Origin of the sequence: Thermicanus aegyptius DSM 12793 (assembly GCF_000510645.1) — a bacterium.
Classification (GTDB): Bacteria; Bacillota; Bacilli; order Thermicanales; family Thermicanaceae; genus Thermicanus; species Thermicanus aegyptius.
Map to the genome: position 1 here is coordinate 2,690,841 of NZ_KI783301.1, position 22,078 is coordinate 2,712,918.

The following is a 22,078-nucleotide window of genomic DNA, read 5'->3' on the forward strand; positions in this document are numbered from 1 at the left end:
AAAAATGCATCTAAACGGCTGTTCAGCTGACCCATGCCGCCAAAGACGCGCGAGCGAGGGGATCTGCCTTGTAGACGGCTTTCGGGATCGCCGGCACGCGGTCACGGTTGAAAAGCCGTTTTCGGGCGAGCAGATCGGTGTCTTGCGTCCGCGCAGAATTTATTTCCGAACCTCCAACGCCCGAAGCAGCATCACCACGGCTTCGACCCGCGTGGCGGTAGCGCCGGGCGCGAAGCGCAAACCGTCGCGGCCGAGGACAATGCCCGTTTCCCGCAGCGCTTCCGCCGCGCCTTTCGCCCAGGCCGGAATGGCTTCGTCATCGGTAAAGTCGGTCCGTACCACGTTGCGGTCGGCCATCCCCAGTGCTCTGGCGATCATCACCGCCATCTCCGCGCGGGTGACGGGCTTATCCGGGCGGAAGCTGCCGTCTGCGTACCCGGACACGATGCCTTTCTCAACGGCCAGCGCCACCGCTTCCTTGGCCCACTTAGCGATCCGGTCCTTATCGGCGAAGGGCGGCGCCTTGGAGCCGGATGCGCCGGCGGCTGTTCCCTTGGTATCACCCAGCCCCAGGGCCTGAACCAGCATGACGAGAAACTCGGCGCGGGTGATGGGGTGGTTCGGCCGGAATGTCCCGTCCGGATAGCCTTTCACCCAACTTTTCGCCGCCGCTTCCCGAATGAACGATTCCCCCCAGTGGCCGGCGATGTCGGTAAAGCTCGGCGCCGGTGTTGCCGGAGGCGTCTCGATTGGCGGCTCTTTCTCCGCTTCGGTCGCCAGAATGGCAAACTTCGCGAAACGGTCCGTCTCCGCCGTCACCCATTCGCCCTCCACCTTGCCGCCCATGCTGATCCACTTCTGCTGTTCTTCGTCATAGTAGAAGATGGAGACCTTCCGGTTGTCTTCCGATTTGGCGGGATCAAACTTGATCGAGATTGTCACTGGTTTCCCGAGAGGAACGGGCTTGTCTCCGGCAATCTCGAACACGGCGCTGGCGAAGGTCTGCCCCTCGCCGGCCGATGCCGCATCGGCCGCTTTCGTGATGGTCACGAACAGGGGTTGTTCAGTGGTGCCAGCCGGGATTGAAAGGACGAAATCATTCCCCAAGCGGATCGTTTTCCCTTCCCCCGCGGCAACGAACCACTGGTTCAGAGGCAGAACTGAACCTCCTCCGCTTCCTCCTCCGCTTCCTCCTCCGCTTCCTCCTCCGCTTCCTCCCCCGCTTTCTCCTCCACTTCCCGCGGAAGGGTCATAGACGCGCACCGTGCGCCGTACCTGGTCCGCGGCGTTGCCCGCCGAATCCGTCACGTCATACAGAATCGTATACGTCCCCAACTTGGCCGTATCGACCCTATCGCCGGAGACGACCACCCTGGCCGTGACGTCGCCGTCCAAGTCATCCGTGGCGGTGTAGCCCGGGTCTGCAAAGGCGGAACCCAGCGGCGCCTGCATCGCCGCGTCGCCGCGCAAGGTAATAACGGGTTTGACGCGATTGATGTTCGTGATCTCGATTTGTTGAACCGCCTCGTGGCCGGCCTGATCTTTCGCATAGACACTGAGCCAGCCGTTGTCCGTTACGAGGATTTGCGCGTTCAGGGTCGACGGATCCGACAGATCCAGCGGAGTGCCTTTGCCGCTTGCAAAGTACGTTTGATCGTGCTGACCGTCTTCATATTTGACCTCAGCCAAGTCGCCATCTTGGTCTTCAACTTCTACTGTAACGCTGACAGCCTGATTGGTCGGGGCTTGCGGAGCGCTCAAGCGGATGCTCGGAGAAGAGACGTCGATGTAGAACGGTTCGGAATGACGGGACCAATGTCCGGTCCTGCCATTGTCAACTTCGATCTCGGCCATGACGTGCAAATACCAGATGCCCGTCTTATCAGGCGCGAGGATTTCGGCCCCGCTGTTGAAAGAAGTCCAGTTTTCGGAAGCCGGATCTGCGGAATCCCATACGGGCAGCGCGTCAGATTCGCTCCACTGATAATACGCGCCCATGAACGAGGAATTTACCGTTACCTGTGTCTTCGCGCTTCGCACCCAGACGTGTCCGCTCCCGTCCGGATTGAACGCGATGTCGCTCGGATCTATGGACTCGATGGGGATAAATGGATAAGTGCCGGCAAATTGAGTTGCATATTTTTCGGGAGCGATGATGTTTACGGAGGAATTCCATTTGCCAGAAGGGGCAAATACATCTATGCCAAAGGTTGTGTGATCTCCCTCAATCACCACAATCGATATCAGGTTATATGCGAAGGCTCTATAATCGATATAACCGACATTCTCCGGAATGGTCACGCTGGTGAGTTGATTACTGTAAAAAGCAAAACCGCCAATCTCCGTGACGCTGTCCGGAATGGTCACGCTGGTGAGTTCATTATTGTAAAAAGCCATTTGGTCAATCTTCCTGACGCTGTCCGGAATCGTCACGCTGGTGAGTTGGTTGGACCGAAAAGCCCCAATGCCGATCTCCGTGACGCTGTCCGGAATCGTCACGCTGGTGAGTTGATTATTGTAAAAGAGATCAAACGCAATCGTTGTCATATTGTTCGAAAGTTTCACGCTTTTGAGCTGGTTGTTGGCAAACGCAGAACTGCCTATCGTTGTCACGCTGTCCGGAATGGTCACACTGGTGAGTTGATTACGGTTAAAAGCATATGGGCCAATCTCTGTTACGCTGTCCGGGATGGTCACGCTGGTGAGTTGATTATTGGCAAAAGTATATGTACCAATCTTCGTGACGCTGTTCGGAATCGTCACCTTTGTCAGCTTGTTTGGATTAGAGGTACGATCAAATGCCCTATCCCCGATTTTGGTCACGGTCAGTCCGTTGATCGTTTCGGGAATGTCCACTTCCGTGTCGGCTCCATCGTATCCCGTAATTACCGCCTCATTAGACCCCAAAACAATGTAATGAAAACCTTCAAACACCAATTCGTCGGCCCTCACCTGTCCCGCGTGCGAGCCAACGGCCAGCAGCGTCACGAATGCAAGCATCCATGCGCACTTGGCGAGAAAACGCGATTCGACCTTCATGTTGCAAACGCCCCACCTTTCGAAACGTGTCGACAAATTATTTCATAGATTAATAATTTAACTAAAATATAGCAGAAATCGGGAAAGTTGTCACGCTACCTGTCAACGCCGGGTTGAAATTGACCCGCTAGCGCCGACTTAAAATTGACCCACCCACGGTCTCAAGTTTCCTTGTCGGCAAGTTGCCGCCGTTCTTTCAGGCGGTAGCTGTTGCCGCGAATGTTCAGGATGTGCGCATGGTGTAACAGCCGATCTAGCACGGCCGTTGCCAGTGCGCGATCCCCTGGCAGCTCGCCCCATTCGCCGAAGCTTTTGTTGCTCGTGATGACAAGGCTTCCACGTTCGTAACGTGCGCTCACGATGTGAAAGAACAAGTTGGCGGCCACCGCGTCCAGCGGCATATACCCGACCTCATCCACGATGACCAGTTTCGGTCGAAGGTAGACGCGCATGCGGCGATCCAGGAGATTCTCCTCGTACGCCTTGCGTAAGTCGCTCATCATCCGGGTCAGACTGACGAAATAGACCGACAGCCCTTGCCGGATCGCTTCCACACCGAGCGCCACAGCCAGATGGCTCTTACCAACGCCGGGAGGCCCGAGCAACATCACGTTTTCTTGCCTTCCCACAAACGTCATCGTCGCCAATTCCCGAACCATCCGCTCATCAATGCTGGGCTGAAACGAAAAGTCGAATTCCTCCAGCGTTTTGCGATAGGGCAAGTGCGCCAGCTTCGTCCGCACTTCGAGATTACGCTGCCTCCGCTTTGCGCGCTCGTAATCGAGCAGCGTCTGCACAAAGGTCAGGTAGTCGCTTTTATCGCGTGTGGCCCTCCGCAACGCATCCTCCAGAATCGTCGCCGCGTGTTCCAGTCCCAGTTCGGCCAGGCGTTCGCGAACGTCAATCACGGCACTCACGCGCTCACCTCCGCCAGTCGGTCATAAAGATCGAGCGAGAGAGTTTCCACCGTTTCCATCGGGACTTGTCGCGCGCACGGCCGAGCGGCGGCGTGGCCTTGGGCAGCCTGAAGGCCGGCGTACTGACCAGGCAGCATGACGACAGCACGCGAACGGTGCACCTGGGAATGTTCGGCGACCAGCCGGCCGTCGAACCACACCTCAAGGCGGCCCCGCAGCAAGCGTACGGCGACTTCCCGACCGCTGTAGGCCCACGGCACGCCATAGCGCACCCCGTCGAAGCTGACAAAGCCATCCTGACTGACGCGCCGCGTCTCGAAGCGAAACGGAGCGAGTTTCTCCTCAGCGGGCAAGTCCTGGAGCTTCTCCCGCGGCAGCCGGTCACAAGGGCGTTCGCCCGTGGTGCCGTGCACACGGCGATTTTTCTCGTCACACCACCTCCGAGCCTGCGCGTTCAAGTCTCCGAGATCGGTGAATGTGCGTCCGGGCAAGAAGTTGTCTTTGACGAAGCGAACGCCGCGCTCCACCTTGCCTTTTGTTTGCGGACGCCGTGCGCGACAGACTCTCGGTACCCTGCCAATGGCAGCGGCGAAATCGGCAAACAACGGATGCCACCGCGGCTTGCGATCGTCGCCCATCCCCAGGATCACCGTCTTCATCCGGTCGGTGAGCATGACGTTCGGAACACCGCCAAAGTACTCCAGCGCATGAATGAGGCAATGCAGGAAGCTGCGGATGTCGCAGCGTTTGGCGAATTCGACGTATATCGCCCGCGAATAGCCGAGCACCATGACGAACACCGGTACCTTATGGAGGACACCCTGTTCATCGATGTACTCGCCTATAGTCTTGCCACCTGTATAGCCTTGAAGCTGGATGCGTTCCCACAGCATCTCGCAATTGGTGATGCCTTGGGCTATGTAGTCGTCGAGCAAAGGTTTGAACGGATCCAGTTTCGAGCCGCGTTTGGGGCGCGGCTGGCGCTCGGGGATGCCGTCTGAGCGCAAATATTTGCGTACCGTGTTGCGAGCGATAACCGGTCTCTCGGACGATTTCGCGAATGCTCTTGCCCATAGCTTTGAGTTCGTGTAAGCTAATCACTGTCCCACTCCTGAGCATAAACAGTCTCCTCTGCGTATCTTGGTCGATATCCTCAGAGGGCTTTTATTCTACAGGGGTGGGTCATTTTCTTTCCGGCGATCCCGGGTCAATTATACTCCGGCGGCAACAAATCTGCAAGTCAAGGACATCGTCGTCGGTGATGGAGAAGCACGCAAGCGCTATGTCTTGGTTCACAATCCCAGGGAAGCTGAGCGGGATCGCCTTCGCCGTGAACAGATGATCGACCACCTGCAAGTGGAACTGAATGCACTCAAGCAGTTGAGCGGCCAAGCCCATACGAAGGCAACGTGTAAGTTGCGCTCCCATCCGACCTACGGAAAGTATTTGCGCCAGCTCAAGGACGGGACGCTCAAGCTGGATAAGCAGGCGATCCGCGATGCGGAGAAGTACGACGGCAAGTATTTGATCCGAACTTCGGATGACACGCTTTCCGCGGAAGATGTGGCGCTTGGCTACAAGCAACTCGTCGATGTGGAGGATGCGTTCCGTACGCTGAAGACGACACTAGAACTTCGCCCGATGTTTCATCGTCTGGAGGAGCGCATTCGCGCGCATATTCTACTCAGTTGGCTGGCGTTGCTGCTGGTGCGCATTGTCGAGGTGGAAACCGGCGAAACTTGGAGTGCATTTCGCAAGGAACTGGATCGCATCCATCTCGGACATTTTTCTTCGAAAAACGGAGACGTGTACCAGAGCACCGAATTGACCGCCAAACAACGAAAAACCTTTGATACGCTTGGGATTGAGGCTCCTCCGAGGTTCCTCGAAATCCAACCCAAGTCATAGATACACGCCGTTTCACATGCTTATGCCCGAAAACCCAGACTGCGCAAGGGATGACGGGCATTTTATTTACCTAGCAACTGTCGAACTCGGGATTGGGATTCTCTTCTATAATGTTCTTGTGTGCTTTTGAAGTAGTATGGGAAATAAAATAAAAAAGAGACACATTCGCTGTCCGAATGTATCTCTCTTCCCTTTATGAACATGTCTGCAGATCCGGACCCGTTGTTTCATTGTTCATCGTTTCTTTACCGTCCAGAAAATCGGGCAAACATGTTTCACCGCCCATGGCTTGGTAGATCTTGTCCAAGATTTTATTGCGCCGCCAGTAATACATCCTTTTCGATAAGTGCAAGCGATCCATGGTCAAAGAACTGGCCAGTTGACTGAAATAACGAATTTCCACAAACTCTCTTTCCTCCGGGGTGAGCGTGGGGAGAGAGACGTCGATCAGGCGAATTCGCCTTTCCAGTTTGAACATCTCGTTTTCCAATTCCGAACGATGCACAACCGTTTTTAAAACGGGATCTTTCTTCCGGCCCTTTCCATGGATCGCTACCAAATCAAAGTGCTGTGCCAGGTTCGGGATGTCTTCCAGTTGAATTTTCAATGCTTCAATTCTGGATTTCCACAGATTGTAGGACAGCAACCAGGATTCGACCAAACCGTAAGGGGTCGTTTGTGTCATTCCCTCCTCCCCCATCCTTGCTGCCGTATGCTTCCCTCCACTCGAAAACGCGAATCGTGACGTATCCTTCCTTCCAAAAAGCAAAATTGACTTTCTTCGCGGCCGCGAATCGGCTCGAACAAATGGCCGTGGTGAGGCAAAACGCCAAGGCTCATCGTCATCCCTCCTTTCCGTAATCAGGGACTTCGGAGGTAAAATCAACTGAAGCCGAAACGGAGGGTCCCTGTCAGACGTTTACCGTCACCAAAAAACCGTTTTTCTCCAAACCTGCTTAGGAAGGGCTTGAGCGGAAATGCGGGGCAGGCCTGTCCACTTTGATGCGATTCTTCTTCATTCCTCATCACCTCCCTTCTGATTCAGCACCATTTTACAGGTGAAAAAGAAGCCAATGACTTGGCTTCTGCTGAATCCTGCATATGCTTTTTAACGCTTCCTTCTTCGCTCCCACCTCCATTTTCGCTGATTAAGGTGAACATATCGAATTTCGATAAACGTGATGCAAAGCGTCAGTCCCACAATCATCCATACAATGACCCAGGCACACAACTTCCCATCCAACACAGATCCCGTAAGCGCTCCCTTCCAGTCAACCGAAAATCCCAAGCAAAATAGGTCAAACGATCCAGTCTGTATTTTTTATGATACGGGACTCGACAAAATATGGAAGGATGATTTTTTCGTCATCCCCCTTGAATTGGGCCTCTCCTTTAAAACAGCCCTTTTCGTTTCGCGATTTGCGCCGCTTCCTGGCCCGAGGTGGCCCCCAATTTCTTCATGATATGTCGAATATGGGTTCTGACGGTGTTCGTTGATATTTGCAGATATTCGGCAATGCCGGATCGGGTATATCCCTGGGCCAGTAATTGAAGAATTTCTTTTTCCATGGATGTGATCCGTTGCTGCAATTCACTTTGTCTCAGCCGGTGCAATTCCCCCAGGATCACGCCCGCCACTTCTTCCGGGATCACCGTCACGTTTTGATGGGCCTGACGGATCGCTTCCGGAAGTTTTTCATATTTCGTCTTTGGGATATAATTGACGGCCCCGGCGGTGAAGGCATCCAGAATCACTTCACTTTCTTCCACGGAAGTCAGCATCATCATTTTGACAGCCGGTTTTTGTCGCAACATGTCCAAAGCCGCATCCAGCCCGTCGTACTTTCCGGGAGTCAGCACGATATCTATAAGAACGACATCCACTTCCGTCTGTTGGAAGATCGAAAGGGCTTCTTCCTTGGTTGCCGCGGCATGCACCAGACAAAAATCCGGTTGTTTCCCCAAATACGCGGCCAAAGCGTGTTGCCACACCGGATCATCCTCCACGAGCAAAATTCTGATTTTCTCCAAACCCGTTCACCTCCTATTCAACACTCGGGATTAGACCTGTTTTTCGGCTTTGGAAAAAAGAGCGTCACCGTCGTGCCTTCGTTTAAAACACTTTCAACCTCAATAAACCCCTCATGTTTTTGCATGACGTTGTAGCAAAATGACAATCCCAATCCAAAATTTCCGGATTCCTTCTTGGTCGAATAAAACGGTTCCATCACATGCGGCAAATCTTCCGGTGAAATACCTACCCCGTTGTCCATGACTTCCACAATGACGTGTTTTTGCGTCTCATAAAGAGAAAGGTACAGCCTCCCCCTTTCTTCCATCGCCTCCATCGCGTTGGTGAAAAGATTTTTCAATACTTCCCGGATCAACACTTCGTCACAAAACACCGAAGTGTTTCCCGTCGAATCTACGATTACCTGAAATTGTTTCTGTTCCAAATAAGGCCGGATATGCGACAGGCTCATTTGGATGATGTCTTCCAGGTTGCACCATCGTTTTTTCACTTCGTCGTCCCGAAGTTGGCTTTGAATGCGGGAAACCAACGTAAGCAAATGTTCCGAAGAATCCAAAATGGCGCGGCCATATTGCTGGATTTCCGTTTGGTGGTTGGCTGCGGCAGCGGATTGAATCAGTTCTGCCATGATTTTAATCTTCCCCATCTCATTTTTTATTGCATGGTTGATGATGGACGTTCCCGCTGTTGTCGCCCGAAGAGCATGATGCAAACTGTTTTTTTCAAACCGAAAGCGGACACCGAGAATGCCATGCTTGGACAACAGCAAAAAAGTGAAAAACATCACTCCGATCACCACGGGCGCATATCTCCAGATTTCGGGCCACCCGGGAAAGAAAGCCTCCGTCGTATAGAGGGCTGTCGCCTGAAACACCACGGGCGGAATCACCAAAATATTCGTATGCATTCGGTCCCGCCTGAACCAACCGTTTTTTTCGATTCTCGTACTGTACAGCAAAAGAAGCGTTCCGATGATGAAATATGGAACGCACCAAACGAAATACATCCGGTAATCCGGCTGAATGTCCGGAGCAAAGGGAGTGATCCAAAACATGACGGGAATCGGTAAAAATAATAGGAAGGAGATGACTTTTTTGATTCTCTCCCGAAACAATTCAGAGTAACAAATCGCGAACATCAGGAAACAATAAGGGGTTCCCACCAGATTCAGAAAGGAACCCGCCAAATGGATTTTGAACAAGATCAGCTCCAAAGCGTTTGTGCCAATCTGAAAATGATGCAAATACGGCAATATGTTTTCCGTAATGGTTAGGGAAAGTGCTCCGCCGCCGGCGACAAAAAGCGTAAGCGAGATCCACCTGGCCGCTTCATATTTGGGATTGGTAATGAGCAATATGGCAGCCAACGTCCATAATACAATAAGAACTAATACCATACCATCATCCTTCCCCCTTTCACGAAACGTCTTATTCCTTCAACAACTATACTAAGCGATATCAAGTAGTATATGACCTTGTTTTACTGGTGCTCGCAGCGCTGAACAATACGATTATCAGCTTTATGAAGGCATCGTTGAAATGAATGAAACCTATTCTGCACTCTGAGAAGGGAACGAAGTGCAAACCTCGTAAAAGCAGCAGTGTCCCAGAGCAAACCTGGCAATACTTAACAACGCAGTGTACTTTTATGCGTAAGATTGTCAATGATTAACAAGCGTCTTAAAGTCGTGGAAGAAGGATCGTACCAAGAAGTTAGATGAAGTCCTCGGTGCGAAATTGTAAAGAATGTACTGATGTGTGGCGAAGAATTCAGTACATACGCCAAACCTAAGTTGTAAATAAAGACAAAAAAGACACGTACCCAAGAGGTAGTGCCTAGCTGTCATTACAATAGGGTAACCCGGCGATCATTGCATTGATAGCAATGCATTAGACCCGTGGCTTTGCGCCCCTGTCTTTCGAACAGGTTTGCCATTTTTCCTATTTTGTTCGACATTTTTATAGGATTATTTTACCATGAAGAAACATAAAAATGAAATTGATAAATAGTACATCCAGATAGTTTCATAGTAGGTTGACATTGTTACCGTAACGATAAGTATTATAGAAAATTTTTTACCTGGTGCCCCCTGAAAAATTCCGGGGTTTCGAATAACAAATAAAAGGAATTCAGCACCTTGATCCGGGAAAAGGTTATTGTCCAGACAACCAAACCCCTATCGAGGTGAATGACTGAATTCCTATGTATCATGAATTCAACATTCGCCTCGAAAATCCTGTTTGAGGTGAATGAAATGTTAAAGCTTCGCGAAGATCAACTCACACTCTGGGATGCGATTCTACCGGAACCGTTCCGTTCTTTACCGGAGGAGCTTGCCAAAATCGATGCTTTGTTGGATGATCCCGCCTTTATGAAGCCATTCATCGAAAAACATCCTTCTCAGCGTGGGCGGCCAACCATTCCGGCAGAAACGTATCTGCGTTTGATGGTTCTCAAATTTCGCTACAACCTGGGATATGAGACGTTGGTTAAAGAAGTGGGCGACAGCATCACGTGGGGAAGATTTTGCCGCATTGCCATCGATGCGAACATGCCCGATGCCAGTACGCTGATCAAAGCCCGTAAGCGCTATGGTGACGACATGATCGAGCAACTCAATGAAGCCTTGCTCCTAAAGCTGCAAGAGAAAGAACTTCTGAAAACCAGAAAGATTCGGATCGATACCACCGTCGTGGAATCTGACGTCCATCATCCCACCGATGCGACCCCTGCTTAGGATGGCGTTAACGTTATCACGCGGTTGGTCAACCGGATTCGTAAAGTCGCTTCTCAAGCGGTTCAAGGGTTTCAAGACCGCACGCTGAGGTCAAAAAGAAATTTTGTCCATCGCCAAGCTGCTTCGCCGTCGAACTCGGCAAACTTGGAACGAAATCAATACCATTACCGAGAGAGCGACCCACATCTCGGAGAGCGTCTGCGATCAAGCCCAGGAAGTGGCGAAAAACATAAGCGAAAAAAGCAAGGCGGCCGCTCAAGCACTCAAGACGAAGCTGTGTGATGCGATAGATCTGACACGCAAGCTGATCGCCCAAGCCCAAGAAGTGGTCGCCGGCAATCGGGTCATTCCCGATCGGATAATCAGCTTCTTCGATCCGGAAGCTCGCCCGATCAAAAAAGGCAAGCTGTCGAAAACCGTGGAATTCGGCTACAAACTGTGGATCGACGAAAATGAGGATGGTTTGATCACGGGCTATGAACTGTACCAAGGGAATCCATCGGAGGATGATCTTCTGGTACCAGCCGTGGAGAAACACATCGCCCGATTCGGGAAAGCACCGAACGCCATCGCGACGGACCGGGGATTCGGAAGCCGAAAGAATGAAACTGCGATTCAAGGGCTTGGTGTTCAGCGTGTGAGTATTCCGGCCAAAGGTAAGAAGAGCAAGGCCCGAACCGAACATAAAAAGCAGTTATGGTTTCAGGACCTGCAACGCTTCCGTGCTGCGGGCGAAGCAAAAATTAGTTTGCTCAAACGCAAGTACGGATTGAATCGCAGCCGGTACAGGGGCTTTTTCGGCTCAAAATCATGGATCGGCCTAGGGATTTTGACTCATAACCTCGTAAGAGCGGTTCAAATGGTCAAGTAAGGAACAGCAACAGGAACAAACTGGTAATCCCCCCTGTAAAAATTCAAGCGAGGGAAGAGCTCTTCTCAAAATCCGATTTTTTCAGGGGACACTAATTAACTTAACTCACAGCCTCTCTTACTTTCTCTATGGTCATGCGTTCTAAAAACCTGGAGAATTTTTCTTTCTTTTTCCCATTTTGCCGGAACAACTCGATGAGTTTGCGTACGACTGGAACCAGCTGTTGCTCCGTTAACCCCGAAAGGAACAATACACCTAGCGTCGGTTTCAGCGATTTGCCGTCGCCGCCGACATAAATATCGTAGGTGTCTCTCATTTTGACGATCCCAATATCTTTTAATAAAGGCTCGCTCGTGCCTAACGCGCAGCCGGCATACCCGATTTTCAGAGGACTCGGCACTTCATGGCCGGAAATCGCTTCATCCAGCGATCGCGCCACATCCAAACCGGCGTCTTCTGCGCCGCGGCAAAAATTACAAGCAATAAGGCTCTTCGTTACAAATCCTGCGGGGTGGATTTGCAAACCCGCTTCCTTCAGTTTTTCTTTGATTTCCTCTGCTCTTGCTTCGTCCACTTCGACATATAGCTGCTTGAATGCGGTTAATTCGATTTTGGCGTTTTCCCCAACCGTGGCCCCTAGAGCAGCTAAATGCTCCGGTTTAAATAAGGTTCCCCCGACTTCAAATCCGGGAGTGACCGCGAACTTCACAAAGCCCATTTCCCTCAACCTCCCCATGAAAAACAAGATTTTTACACCTTTACTCGCTGTAACCGCAATGCGTTCAATACGACAGAAACAGAGCTTAGCGCCATTGCCGCTCCGGCCACCCACGGAACGAGAAAACCCGCGGCGGCGACAGGGATGCCAAGCGAATTGTAGGCGAGCGCCCAGAACAAGTTTTGTTTGATGTTCGTCATCGTTTTGCGACTCATGTAGATCGCATCGGGAATGCTGTTCAGGTCGCCGCGCATTAAGGTAACGTCCGCCGCTTCCATCGCCACATCCGTTCCGGTGCCGATGGCCATCCCGATGTCGGCTGTCGCCAGTGCGGGCGCATCGTTGATCCCGTCGCCCACCATCGCCACCTTTTTGCCCTGAGACTGCAGTTTCTTCACTTCCTCCGCTTTCCCTTCCGGTAACACTTCCGCCAGAACATGGTCGATGCCGACCTGCCGCGCAATCGCCCGCGCCGTTCGTTCATTGTCTCCCGTTATCATGATGACTTCGATGCCCATTTGTTTTAAACGCGATACCGCTACCCGCGACGTTTCCTTAATCGTATCGGCCACTGCAACGATTCCGGCATATCGGCGGTCGATGGCGATCAGCATCGCGGTCTTTCCCGCTTCCTCCAATTGCTCCATCGTCGCCAACGCCTGATCCACCGACACCTCATATTTGGCCATCAGTTTGCGGGTACCCGCGAGAACTTCCCTCCCTTCCACGACGGCACGGATCCCGTAACCGGGAATCGCCTCGAATTCGTCAGCCTTAGGCAGTTCGATCCCTTTGGCGACAATGCCCGATACGATCGCCTCGGCAAGGGGATGTTCGGAAGGTTTCTCCGCGGCGCCGACCAAACGCAAAAATGCGGTCTCATCCGGAATCTCGGAGATCACGTCCGTCAATTCAGGCTTGCCTTTTGTAATCGTGCCGGTTTTATCCAAAACGATGGTATCGATGCGATGCGTCAATTCCAGGTGCTCGCCGCCTTTGAACAATATGCCGAGTTCAGCCGAGCGGCCCGATCCCGCCATAATGGATGTGGGGGTCGCCAGACCGAGCGCACAAGGACAGGCAATGACAAGGACGGCGATTGCCTTTTGCAAAGCGCCCGCAAAATCGCCGGGAGCAGCCCAAAAATACCAGATCAGGAACGTCAGAAGCGCGATGCCGACGACAATCGGAACAAATATGCCCGAGATGACGTCAGCCACCCGCTGGATCGGCGCCTTGGAACCTTGCGCCTCTTCCACGACCTTTATGATTTGTGCCAGAGCCGTTTCTTTGCCGACTTTTGTCGCTCTTATTTTGAGAATTCCGTTTTTATTAACGGTCGCGCCAATTACGGTATCTCCCGCGCTTTTTTCCACTGGAATGCTTTCCCCGGTCAACATCGACTCATCCACCGAGGAGTTGCCTTCCAGAACTTCCCCGTCAACCGGTACTTTCTCTCCCGGTTTGACAAGCACGATGTCCCCTACAACCACTTCTTCTACAGGGACACGGATTTCTTGGCCGTTTCGTATCACCAGCGCAGTTTTTGCGCGCAAACCCATCAACTTTTTGATCGCTTCGGACGTACGCCCCTTGGCAAGAGCTTCAAAGAGTTTCCCGAGGACGATCAGGGTAATTAAAATGGCACTCGTTTCGTAATACATGGCCGGGGCATGATGTCGCTCGGCCATATTGGCCCATTGCGCAGTCAGAAACAAGCTGTAAAAATAAGCGGCCGATGTGCCGAGTGCGACAAGCACATCCATATTGGCGCTTTTGTTGCGCAACGCTTTGTAAGCACCGACATAAAACGGTTTGCCGATCACAAACTGAACGGGGGTAGCCAGCGCAAGCTGGACCCAAGGATTCATAAACCATGATGGCACCCAAATAAAAGACGTAAACGAAAAGTGGCCGACCATCGACCAAAGCAAAGGGAAGGAAAGAATAGCCGAGAGCACAAACCTGCGTTTTTGCCGGTCAATTTCCTGCTGCCGATGGTCTTTCGCATCATTCTGCTCTTCTTTTGGAATCGCTTTGTATCCCAGTTGTTCCACCTTGCGAATCATTTCTTCAACTGAAACAGCTGAAGGCGAATATTCCACATGCGCCGTTTCCAAAGCGAAGTTCACATTGGCTCTGGTTACACCAGACAGCTTGTTGAGCCCTTTTTCAATTCGGTTGGCACAGGCTGCGCATGTCATTCCGCTGATTTGTAAATCGACAGCCTCTTTTGCTGTTCCGTAACCTAATTTTTCTATACTTTGCTCCATTTTGCTTAGATCCACTTTGCTTGGATCGTAAATGACCGTTGCTTTTTCCAAAGCGAAGTTTACATTCGCTTCCGCGACCCCTTCCAGTTTGCTCAAACTCTTTTCAATCCGGTTTGCGCAAGCTGCACAAGTCATTCCGGTGATTTGGATTTGAGCCTGGTTCATTTCCTTGGCCTGGTTCATTTCCTTGGCCTGGTTCATTTCCATAAAAAGCACCTCTGAAATATACCCCTATAGGGTATAAAATTAATCAAAAAAAAATAAGGTTTGTAATAATGATAGGGCCGCTCGACTCATCTGAACCGAACGGCTTTGGCCGGTTAGATTAAACAACGTCGTAACCTTGATCTTCAATGGCCTGCTTCAACTTTTCCAAAGAAACTTTGTTTTCGTCATATTCAATCGTCACAGTCCCATTTGCCAGATCAACCGAACCTTTGGCCCCAACTTGTTTCAATGCATTCTCCACAGCGTTTACACAATGCCCGCAGGACATTCCTTCCACCTTCAACGTAACTTTTTGCATATATCCTCTTCTCCTTTACCCGTTATTGTAAATCTCATTTTAACAACTTATTCACTGTGGTGAGCAACTCGTCGATGACATCGAGATCGCCTTCCTGAATCCGTTCCACCACACAACTTCTCATATGTCCGGCAAGCAGTAGCTTACCTACACCATTCAGAGCTGACTGAACTGCGGATATTTGATTGAGCACGTGATCGCAATACGTATCTTTTTCAATCATGCCTTTTATGCCGCGGATCTGTCCCTCAATACGATTCAACCGAGTAATGAGATCCGTTTTTACTTTCTCGGAGTGGTGGCTTTTCCTGTGATCTCCATGAGGACAAATTTCTTCTTCTGCATCATGAATGGTTTCCATTACATTCACCTTCCTTGTTTTTATAGTATACCCCTGTATAGTATTTGTCAAGGTTCAAATTGAACTACGATATCGGTTTTCGGTTGTCAACATTTTTTCAATCTGTTTTAATTTCGGTATATTATTAAATATCGGGTGAAATCCAATTAAACGTGGTAAAACGCCTTTAGGACACTAGCGTTGCACTAAAGCTACCATTGGATTCCTTATAAAGGAGGTTTCGTCTATACCAACAAAGAGAGCAAAATATTTACATTTGCATTTCCTGGTCCAGCGCCAAAAGGTGAATGACGCCATAAACGTAGAGCATGTTACCAGGAAATGTAAATCTCGGTTGTGCTATTTCACAATCAGTCGTGCCGGTTTTAGCTTCAGCGGATGCTTGCGTGGTCGGCCTCGCTTGCCTTTCTTCACGCGCCCTCTGCTGGTGCGACTCGGCTGACGATTCAACGCCTGCAGAAACGCTTCCCAACTCAGGCTCATGTAAAGCCTGAGCAACCGGAGCACTTGCCATGGTGTACGCGTTGTTCCGGTCATGTGTTTGACGATGAGCACCAGCGCGTAGGCCGTCAGGGCAAGGTACATCTGCGTCCAGACCGCTTCCGGATCATAGCTGTACAGTTTCACCAGCTTCAGATGGCCTTTGATCCATTTGAAGAACAGCTCGATCATCCAGCGGTGTCGGTAGACTTCGCAGATTTGCTCCGACGTAAGGTCTTGCACATTGGTGAGCAAGCGGTACGTCTTGCCCTGGTCATCGGTGAATTCCACCAGGCGAAGGTCCGCTGTTTTCACCTCGTGGTTCCATCGGAACGCCATGCGGACATCCGCATCGCGCAACACCTTCGCCCCTTCCGGAACCGGCCGTTCGCGCAGGATCTCCACCCTGTTGCGCTGCTGGATGCGCGCCACAAACCGCTTGTTTTGCTCGGTCCAGCGCGCGAAGTTGCCGTACACGATATACCCGCGGTCCATCACATGGATGGCATCATCGTCCACCACCAGATCCATCACGACTTCGGAGTCGGCTACATCCGCCGTGGAAGCGATGATTCGCTCCGGGTAAACCGTGTCGGGATCGGTGACGATGAGCCGGGTATGCATCTTCACCGCATTTTTGTGTTTCGAGCAGTACGCCCAGCGGCCGACAATTTCCGGCAGAGCGAGCTCCGTGGAATCGATGATGCGCAGTCGGCCGAGTCCCGGGATGCCCTTGCCGTCTCGGGTGAGCTCTTGCAGTTTGCAAACGGCATTTAGAAACAACTGCTGGCAGTAGATGTACGGCAAGGTCCGCAGCTTGCGGGAGATTTGGGACTCGCTGATCGACGGAAGCCCGAGGTACTCTTGAAGCACGCTTGAGGAACGCAGATGTTCGGTGATGACCGCATAGCTGCTGTGTTGCTTCAACTGAGCTTCGATCATCAATTTCACGAAAATTGCGACCGTGAGCTTCTGCGTGCGAAAATCTAAGAAATCATGGCGTTTGCTATCGATGTCGAGCAAATCGAGACATTTACAAATCACCTGGTCGCTTGGTATGTTACCCATGCGTTTGACTCCTTTGTTGTGGAGTAGGGTAACATGCCTACACCTCAACAATAGGAGCTTTTTTATGCCTTGAACAGGTGAAATGCATCTTTATCTTGCAGAAATAGGAATTTATTCAACCTAACTTTCTTGATGTGAAGTTTGATGCAACGCTAGTGCCTTTAGGAACCAAGTTGTTGATTATTTTTTCGTATATTCATAATAAAACCTTAAAACCTTTGTTTACTTTTCTTTTAAGAAGGAGATGATAAACTTTATCGAAATCGGGGAGGCAGGAATCCATGGAGAAAATAAATTAGTTCAAAAGTTTGATAAGCAAGCGGCCAAATATGCCAGAAAGCGAAAAAAACAAGAACAAAATAAATGGCGAAGGCAAATTTTTCAATTTGTCAGAGGAAAGACTCTTGAAGTGGCTGTTGGAGCCGGAATGAATTTCGCCTTCTATCCTAAAGACATTGAATATATAGGTGTTGATTTCAGTCCCAAAATGATTGATGAAGCCAAAGAAGCGGCAAAAATTTATGGGATCAAAGCCGATTTTATCTTATCCGATGTTGAAAGCCTTGACTTCCCGGAAAATACCTTTGATACAATTGTATCGGCAGGTTCTTTATGCGGTTATGACAATCCTGTCCATGTTTTAAATCTTTTCAATCGATGGTGTAAAGAAGACGGGCAAATCTTGCTTATGGAGCATGGGTTATTTTCTGTGCCAGCACTGGCCTGGATTCAAAAAAAATTGGATTCTCTGGCCTTCCAAGTTATCGGCTGCCATCAAAACCGGGATATCTTAGATATTATAAAGCAATCCAATCTAATAATTAAAAGGGTTGAACGTGCTTTGTTGGGATACCTTTATTTGATCTGGGCAAAACCACAAAAATAGTACGAAATGTATCCCTTCATTATTTATTTCAACTCATTAATGGTTTTTCTTATTCGCGCATAATCTTCATCGCTAATCTCGCCTTTCACGTAACGCAGTTTCAGCATCATTAAAGGTCGGTCCACAACCCTGCTCTTCATCATGAGCCATCGGGCAACAACATAAACCGTCGCCCCGATAATAATGATAAACATCAGTCCTCCAATCCACATCATCATGCACATCATGAACATCATCGAATTATCGATTATCATGCCATCCATCATCGCATACACCTCCCATCTTAGGATTTTTATTTTTTAAATAATTATTCGTCTTAGCTAGCGGCCCTCTTTCAAATTCATTAATGGATAACGGATCGTATGAATAACCCACTTTTCGCACAAATTTTTTCGCGCAGCTGAATTATCCGAGGCGCCTGGGGCGTTTTGAAAGCGATCGGGAAAAATCGAGAAGTTTTTGTGACCGTGGTCAACGTCAGACACTTTCGAATGCCATTTGCCTTTCCTTAAGTGGATCGCTCCTTGAAGCGGGTTCAGATATGGGCTGTTTCGACAAGCCCGGTCATATAGCTCAACAAGTCATAGCCGGCCAGGCCAAGACGCGCTTCACCTGGTCGCTGAACGTTCGCCGACACCGTTCGGATTACCCGACCATCTTCCATCTAAAGCAAGATCACCTGAATGGTTTTCAGCAAAATCAGCGCATTTCGCCGGTAGGGGTAAAGCCTTACGGGTAAGACGAGTGGTTCGTTTTCCTGTTTCAGATTCGTACTCACGCGCCATTCCAAAATTCCGAACAAGAAAAGGGCAGGACGAATACGATGCCCAAGACATCGATTTGGTTCGGCTTGTCCAGATACAACGCATCCAGAATCGCCGGATCTTTCAGCAGCCGAAAATGCATTTCCGCCGCTTCTTGCCCCTTGCAGGTTTCCAAGTTCCGAAGCGCGTCCCATCCTTCTCCCTTCGTCCGGTTGGTCATCAAGATGAACATGCCCGCATTTCGAGGTTTCCGTATGGCGAGTTCGTTTCGTTTGTGGCTCTTGCAGGGTGATTTCCCATCGAATCGTTTTCCGCAGGAAGCTCTCCCATTCTTGGACGACTTTTACCGGTGCGTTTGAGGACGGTGCGTTCCGTCTAAAATCTCATAAGGCGAACCAGGCCGAGCCGTGTTCTTTCTTAAAGGCGGTCAGCGCTTGTTCCCATGGCGCAATCAAAACGTTCTTTTTTCCAACCCGTTGACGTTGAACCGTTTGCGTCAGCTTGCTTCTTCCTTTGGCAGGCGCTGTTCGGAAAATGTGGGATGTGGGTGAATAAAAGAGCCAAAGTTGCTTAAGATACAACCGGATACCTAAAACCGAGGAGGGAAAATTTTCAATGGCTACCGTAGTAAATTCAACCATTCAACAATATCAAACCTGTATTGATGCTTGTAACAAATGTATGCAAGCATGTGAAGAGTGTTTAACTTCATGCTTAAAAGAACCCGATGTACAAGCCAGAATCCATTGTATCAATCTGCTGAGGGATTGCATCGATGTCTGCGCTTTAGCCGCTCAATTTATGGCGCGCGACAGCGCATACGCCAAGCAAATTTGCAACTTGTGCGCAACAATCTGTGATGCATGCGGAGCAGAATGCGCAAAATTTCAGGACACTCATTGTAAGCAATGCGCTGATGTCAACGCCGGGTTTAAATTGACCCGCTAGCGCCGACTTAAAATTGACCCACCCACAGTCTCACGTTTCCTTGTTGGCAAGTTGCAGACGGTCTTTCAAGCGGTAGCTGTTGCCGCGAATGTTCAGGATGTGCGCATGTAATATGTACACGAATATAAGCGTAAGCTACACCAATGTTAAAGGGATCATACCTAACAGGAACCTCCAACGAAGTATCGAATCATAAAATGTAAGCCAATGAAATCGTAGAGCAGGAATATAATCGGTTCCTATCTTCCCCTTTTTCATCCCAGAACCCCTCTTAATCCGGTCTTTAGGTCAGAACTCCAATTAAAATCCCGTAAACCCTCCGTATAGTTGGATGAGCCAGATGGTTATCTTGGTCATCTTATCTGTGTACAAAAGAACACCCGTCAAAACCATTAGCCCCCCGCCCAATTTCATCATCAAACGGGAATATTTTATCATCCACTTCATGCTTCCTATAAAGAAAGCCATGATAAAAAAAGGAATGCTGAAGCCGAAAGTATAAGCGAACACATACCATAATGCTTTATCCGGATTTGTAACCCCTAATGCAAATATGGCGGATAATATCGGTCCAACGCATGGAGTCCACCCTGCTGCATAGATAATCCCTACCAAAACCGAACCCAAATACCCCGTTGGCTTGCTCTTCAAATCTAGTCGGATCTCTTTCATCAAAAAATGCGGTTGAAAGATTCCTAGCATCACAAGTCCCATAACGATGACAACAACAGCGCCCAGTTGGCGTATCAAATTCCGGTTATTCGAAAACATCTCACCCACTAAGCTGGCTGACAGTCCCAAGGCAAGAAAGATCACTGAAAAGCCAAGGACGAAAAATAACGTATGTGATAAGGCCTGGCGTTGAAGCATGCCTTTTTGTTCGGTTAAATCTTTCACCGATACGCCTGTAATATAGGATAGAAATGATGGATACAGCGGCAGACAGCATGGAGATATGAATGATAAGAATCCTGCACCGAAAGCCAGCCATATCGTGATGTCGGTCGTGTTCATAATAAACCCCTTTCTGGCAACTAAAAGAGAAAAAAAACAGACCCTACGCTCATTCAGTCGACGAGCACGGGAACATCGCTTACTGGGGGAACCCGAATCTCGGCTTTATCTGTACGTAGCGGCACAAAAGGTACAGCAGCATAAAGTAACTAAGTCGATATGTTTTCCGATAAGGTGACCCTCCTTTTCCAGTTTTGACAGCATGGTTAATGTAGAGAAGGGGCAAGCCAGTTTGAACCCCATTGAAGCAGATAGTATAAAAGAATACCAACGAAAAAAAATAGGGCCGATCGACGGTCCCCGGCAGTATTCACTACCGGAAGTAAATCCGTCGCCGCAACATACAGGAAGATCCCCGAAGAGAATGCAATGGAGACAGCGGCTATCTGTTCGCCCGGCAAATAAAAATCCGATAGAACAAATGCAGCAACGGCTCCCGTAAGAGTGGATATCCCTAATAAGAGAGCGGCTCCTATTGCCTTTTTTCGGTCTTGAAGAAGGGTAAAAATGATGGACGAAATGGTTAATCCGTCGGGAATTTTATGAAGAAGTACAGCAATAAACACCGTAATTCCCAAGCTAAAATCAACCTCAAAGCTGGCCGCGATCGATAACCCGTCAAAAAAGGTATGGATGAGCATTCCCGTCATAGCTCCCACGGTAGTACTTTTGACGTGGTCATGAACATGAGTTTCCTCGCCAAAATGAAAATGCCCGGCTACATACTGTTGAAAAAAATAAACGGCAATCACGCCCAAGAGTATAAATACCGGGCTTGATGATTCGTGCTCCAAAGCGTCGGGAATGAAATCCAAAATAGCGATCGCCATCAAGAGACCCGCGCTCAATGCCATCAAAGCATGGATTCCCCTTCTCGACCAGCTTTGTTTCATCACAAACATCAGCCCGCCCACCACATTGGCGCAGGCAGTCAGCATAACAAACAGAAAAATGCTCCAATTCATTCCACCACTCCATTATTCGTGCGACAGTGCCGTGATAATCTCTTCAATTCATGGCTTGAGCTTTGTACGCTATCATTCTGTGGTGCGCTTTTTTTCCATTCTCGCCTCCAAGAATGTATGGAGGAAAATGATGGCCACACCAATAACGATAAAGCAATCCGCCATGTTAAAAATGGGATAGTCAATCAAGCGAAAATCAAGCATATCAACGACTTCCCCTTTGATGGCTCGGTCAACAAAATTTCCAAGGGTTCCGCCTAAAACAAAAGATAATCCGTAAGAAAAGAACTTTTTCTCGCGGTAAACTTTACGTAAATAAACGATGATTCCGATGATGACAATGATCGTGATGACGATCAAAAACACTCGTTGGTTTTGCAAAATCCCAAAAGCTGCTCCCCGGTTTCGATGAGAGGTCAGATGAAAAACGCCTGGAATGAGAGGAATCGTTTGTCCCATGTTCATGTACGTAGCGACAGCCCGCTTGGTTAATTGATCGACCGTTAGAACGAAGATGGCAAGTATATAATAACGAAGCAATTTATCACCCCTATATAGAAGGAGTTAGGGG

Annotated in this window: 19 protein-coding genes, 3 pseudogenes and 1 riboswitch; of the genes and pseudogenes, 5 read left to right on the forward strand and 17 right to left on the reverse strand. The window is 49.7% G+C overall.

Annotation, left to right across the window (positions count from 1 at the left end):
- Positions 1-159 precede the first annotated feature (159 nt).
- The 3 genes and pseudogenes from THEAE_RS22195 to istA all read right to left on the reverse strand — a co-directional run bounded on the left by THEAE_RS22195 (position 160) and on the right by istA (position 5,075).
- The gene (locus THEAE_RS22195; protein WP_028987949.1) at positions 160-3,039 is read right to left on the reverse strand and encodes a leucine-rich repeat protein; all 2,880 of its coding nucleotides are present in this window, start codon (positions 3,037-3,039) and stop codon (positions 160-162) included.
- A 161-nt stretch (positions 3,040-3,200) separates the two neighbouring features.
- The gene (gene istB / locus THEAE_RS0114255) at positions 3,201-3,956 is read right to left on the reverse strand and encodes an IS21-like element helper ATPase IstB (RefSeq protein ID WP_039944479.1); all 756 of its coding nucleotides are present in this window, start codon (positions 3,954-3,956) and stop codon (positions 3,201-3,203) included.
- Positions 3,953-5,075 (reverse strand): annotated as a pseudogene (istA, locus tag THEAE_RS22690) (IS21 family transposase). The gene istB and the pseudogene istA overlap by 4 nt, the downstream one beginning before the upstream one ends.
- A 108-nt stretch (positions 5,076-5,183) precedes the next feature.
- Here istA and THEAE_RS21125 point away from each other — a divergent pair.
- Positions 5,184-5,864 (forward strand): annotated as a pseudogene (locus THEAE_RS21125) (IS1634 family transposase); the annotation flags it as partial.
- A gap of 193 nt (positions 5,865-6,057) precedes the next feature.
- Here THEAE_RS21125 and THEAE_RS0114270 read toward each other — a convergent pair.
- The 4 genes from THEAE_RS0114270 to THEAE_RS21130 form a co-directional block, all read right to left on the reverse strand.
- The gene (locus THEAE_RS0114270) at positions 6,058-6,549 is read right to left on the reverse strand and encodes a hypothetical protein (protein WP_028987952.1); all 492 of its coding nucleotides are present in this window, start codon (positions 6,547-6,549) and stop codon (positions 6,058-6,060) included.
- On the reverse strand, positions 6,546-6,704 hold the full coding sequence (locus THEAE_RS23090; RefSeq protein WP_156920637.1) for a hypothetical protein: 159 nt from the start codon (positions 6,702-6,704) through the stop codon (positions 6,546-6,548). The genes THEAE_RS0114270 and THEAE_RS23090 overlap by 4 nt, the downstream gene beginning before the upstream one ends.
- Positions 6,705-7,256: 552 nt before the next feature.
- On the reverse strand, positions 7,257-7,895 hold the full coding sequence (locus THEAE_RS0114280) for a response regulator transcription factor (protein WP_028987953.1): 639 nt from the start codon (positions 7,893-7,895) through the stop codon (positions 7,257-7,259).
- 17 nt (positions 7,896-7,912) lie between these two features.
- Positions 7,913-9,292 (reverse strand): sensor histidine kinase, encoded by a 1,380-nt coding sequence (locus THEAE_RS21130; protein ID WP_052330037.1) that lies wholly within the window; start codon positions 9,290-9,292, stop codon positions 7,913-7,915.
- Positions 9,293-9,747: 455 nt separating this feature from the next.
- A riboswitch (cyclic di-GMP riboswitch) is annotated at positions 9,748-9,839 on the reverse strand.
- Between the two features lie 311 nt (positions 9,840-10,150).
- Between THEAE_RS21130 and THEAE_RS22200 the strand changes: the two are divergent.
- Positions 10,151-11,504, forward strand: a pseudogene (locus tag THEAE_RS22200) (ISNCY family transposase).
- A 100-nt stretch (positions 11,505-11,604) separates the two neighbouring features.
- On the opposite strand, the gene THEAE_RS0114300 reads toward THEAE_RS22200, so the two are convergent.
- From THEAE_RS0114300 to THEAE_RS21145, 5 genes are all read right to left on the reverse strand, one after another.
- The gene (locus THEAE_RS0114300) at positions 11,605-12,222 is read right to left on the reverse strand and encodes an NAD(P)/FAD-dependent oxidoreductase (protein WP_028987954.1); all 618 of its coding nucleotides are present in this window, start codon (positions 12,220-12,222) and stop codon (positions 11,605-11,607) included.
- 32 nt (positions 12,223-12,254) lie between these two features.
- On the reverse strand, positions 12,255-14,696 hold the full coding sequence (locus THEAE_RS0114305) for a heavy metal translocating P-type ATPase (RefSeq protein WP_281169610.1): 2,442 nt from the start codon (positions 14,694-14,696) through the stop codon (positions 12,255-12,257).
- 124 nt (positions 14,697-14,820) lie between these two features.
- Positions 14,821-15,021 (reverse strand): cation transporter, encoded by a 201-nt coding sequence (locus THEAE_RS0114310; RefSeq protein WP_028987956.1) that lies wholly within the window; start codon positions 15,019-15,021, stop codon positions 14,821-14,823.
- Between the two features lie 34 nt (positions 15,022-15,055).
- Positions 15,056-15,382, reverse strand: coding sequence for a metal-sensitive transcriptional regulator (locus THEAE_RS0114315; RefSeq protein WP_028987957.1), 327 nt, complete (start codon positions 15,380-15,382; stop codon positions 15,056-15,058).
- 339 nt (positions 15,383-15,721) lie between these two features.
- Positions 15,722-16,930, reverse strand: a complete 1,209-nt coding sequence (locus THEAE_RS21145) for an IS4 family transposase (protein WP_052330039.1) — start codon at positions 16,928-16,930, stop codon at positions 15,722-15,724.
- 244 nt (positions 16,931-17,174) lie between these two features.
- Between THEAE_RS21145 and THEAE_RS0114325 the strand changes: the two genes are divergently transcribed.
- Positions 17,175-17,816, forward strand: coding sequence for a class I SAM-dependent methyltransferase (locus tag THEAE_RS0114325; RefSeq protein ID WP_052330041.1), 642 nt, complete (start codon positions 17,175-17,177; stop codon positions 17,814-17,816).
- Between the two features lie 23 nt (positions 17,817-17,839).
- Here THEAE_RS0114325 and THEAE_RS0114330 read toward each other — a convergent pair whose 3' ends face one another.
- Entirely contained in the window at positions 17,840-18,079 is a 240-nt protein-coding gene (locus THEAE_RS0114330; RefSeq protein WP_245605568.1) for an SHOCT domain-containing protein, read from the reverse strand.
- A gap of 278 nt (positions 18,080-18,357) precedes the next feature.
- Here THEAE_RS0114330 and THEAE_RS23095 point away from each other — a divergent pair, with 278 nt between their 5' ends.
- Complete coding sequence (locus THEAE_RS23095) at positions 18,358-18,555, forward strand: hypothetical protein (protein ID WP_156920638.1); 198 nt, start codon at positions 18,358-18,360, stop codon at positions 18,553-18,555.
- Positions 18,556-18,590: 35 nt separating this feature from the next.
- Here the strand turns inward: THEAE_RS23095 and THEAE_RS0114335 are convergent, their stop codons facing one another.
- A complete protein-coding gene (locus THEAE_RS0114335) occupies positions 18,591-18,812 on the reverse strand; it encodes a hypothetical protein (RefSeq protein WP_028987960.1) in 222 nt (73 codons plus the stop codon).
- Positions 18,813-19,195: 383 nt separating this feature from the next.
- Between THEAE_RS0114335 and THEAE_RS22695 the strand changes: the two genes are divergently transcribed.
- Positions 19,196-19,528 (forward strand): four-helix bundle copper-binding protein, encoded by a 333-nt coding sequence (locus THEAE_RS22695; RefSeq protein ID WP_084213572.1) that lies wholly within the window; start codon positions 19,196-19,198, stop codon positions 19,526-19,528.
- Between the two features lie 300 nt (positions 19,529-19,828).
- Here THEAE_RS22695 and THEAE_RS0114345 read toward each other — a convergent pair whose 3' ends face one another.
- The 3 genes from THEAE_RS0114345 to lspA form a co-directional block, all read right to left on the reverse strand.
- Positions 19,829-20,542 (reverse strand): cytochrome c biogenesis CcdA family protein, encoded by a 714-nt coding sequence (locus THEAE_RS0114345; protein ID WP_028987962.1) that lies wholly within the window; start codon positions 20,540-20,542, stop codon positions 19,829-19,831.
- Between the two features lie 206 nt (positions 20,543-20,748).
- The gene (locus tag THEAE_RS0114350; protein WP_028987963.1) at positions 20,749-21,507 is read right to left on the reverse strand and encodes a ZIP family metal transporter; all 759 of its coding nucleotides are present in this window, start codon (positions 21,505-21,507) and stop codon (positions 20,749-20,751) included.
- Positions 21,508-21,579: 72 nt separating this feature from the next.
- On the reverse strand, positions 21,580-22,047 hold the full coding sequence (gene lspA, locus THEAE_RS0114355; protein ID WP_028987964.1) for a signal peptidase II: 468 nt from the start codon (positions 22,045-22,047) through the stop codon (positions 21,580-21,582).
- Between the last annotated feature and the right edge of the window lie 31 nt (positions 22,048-22,078).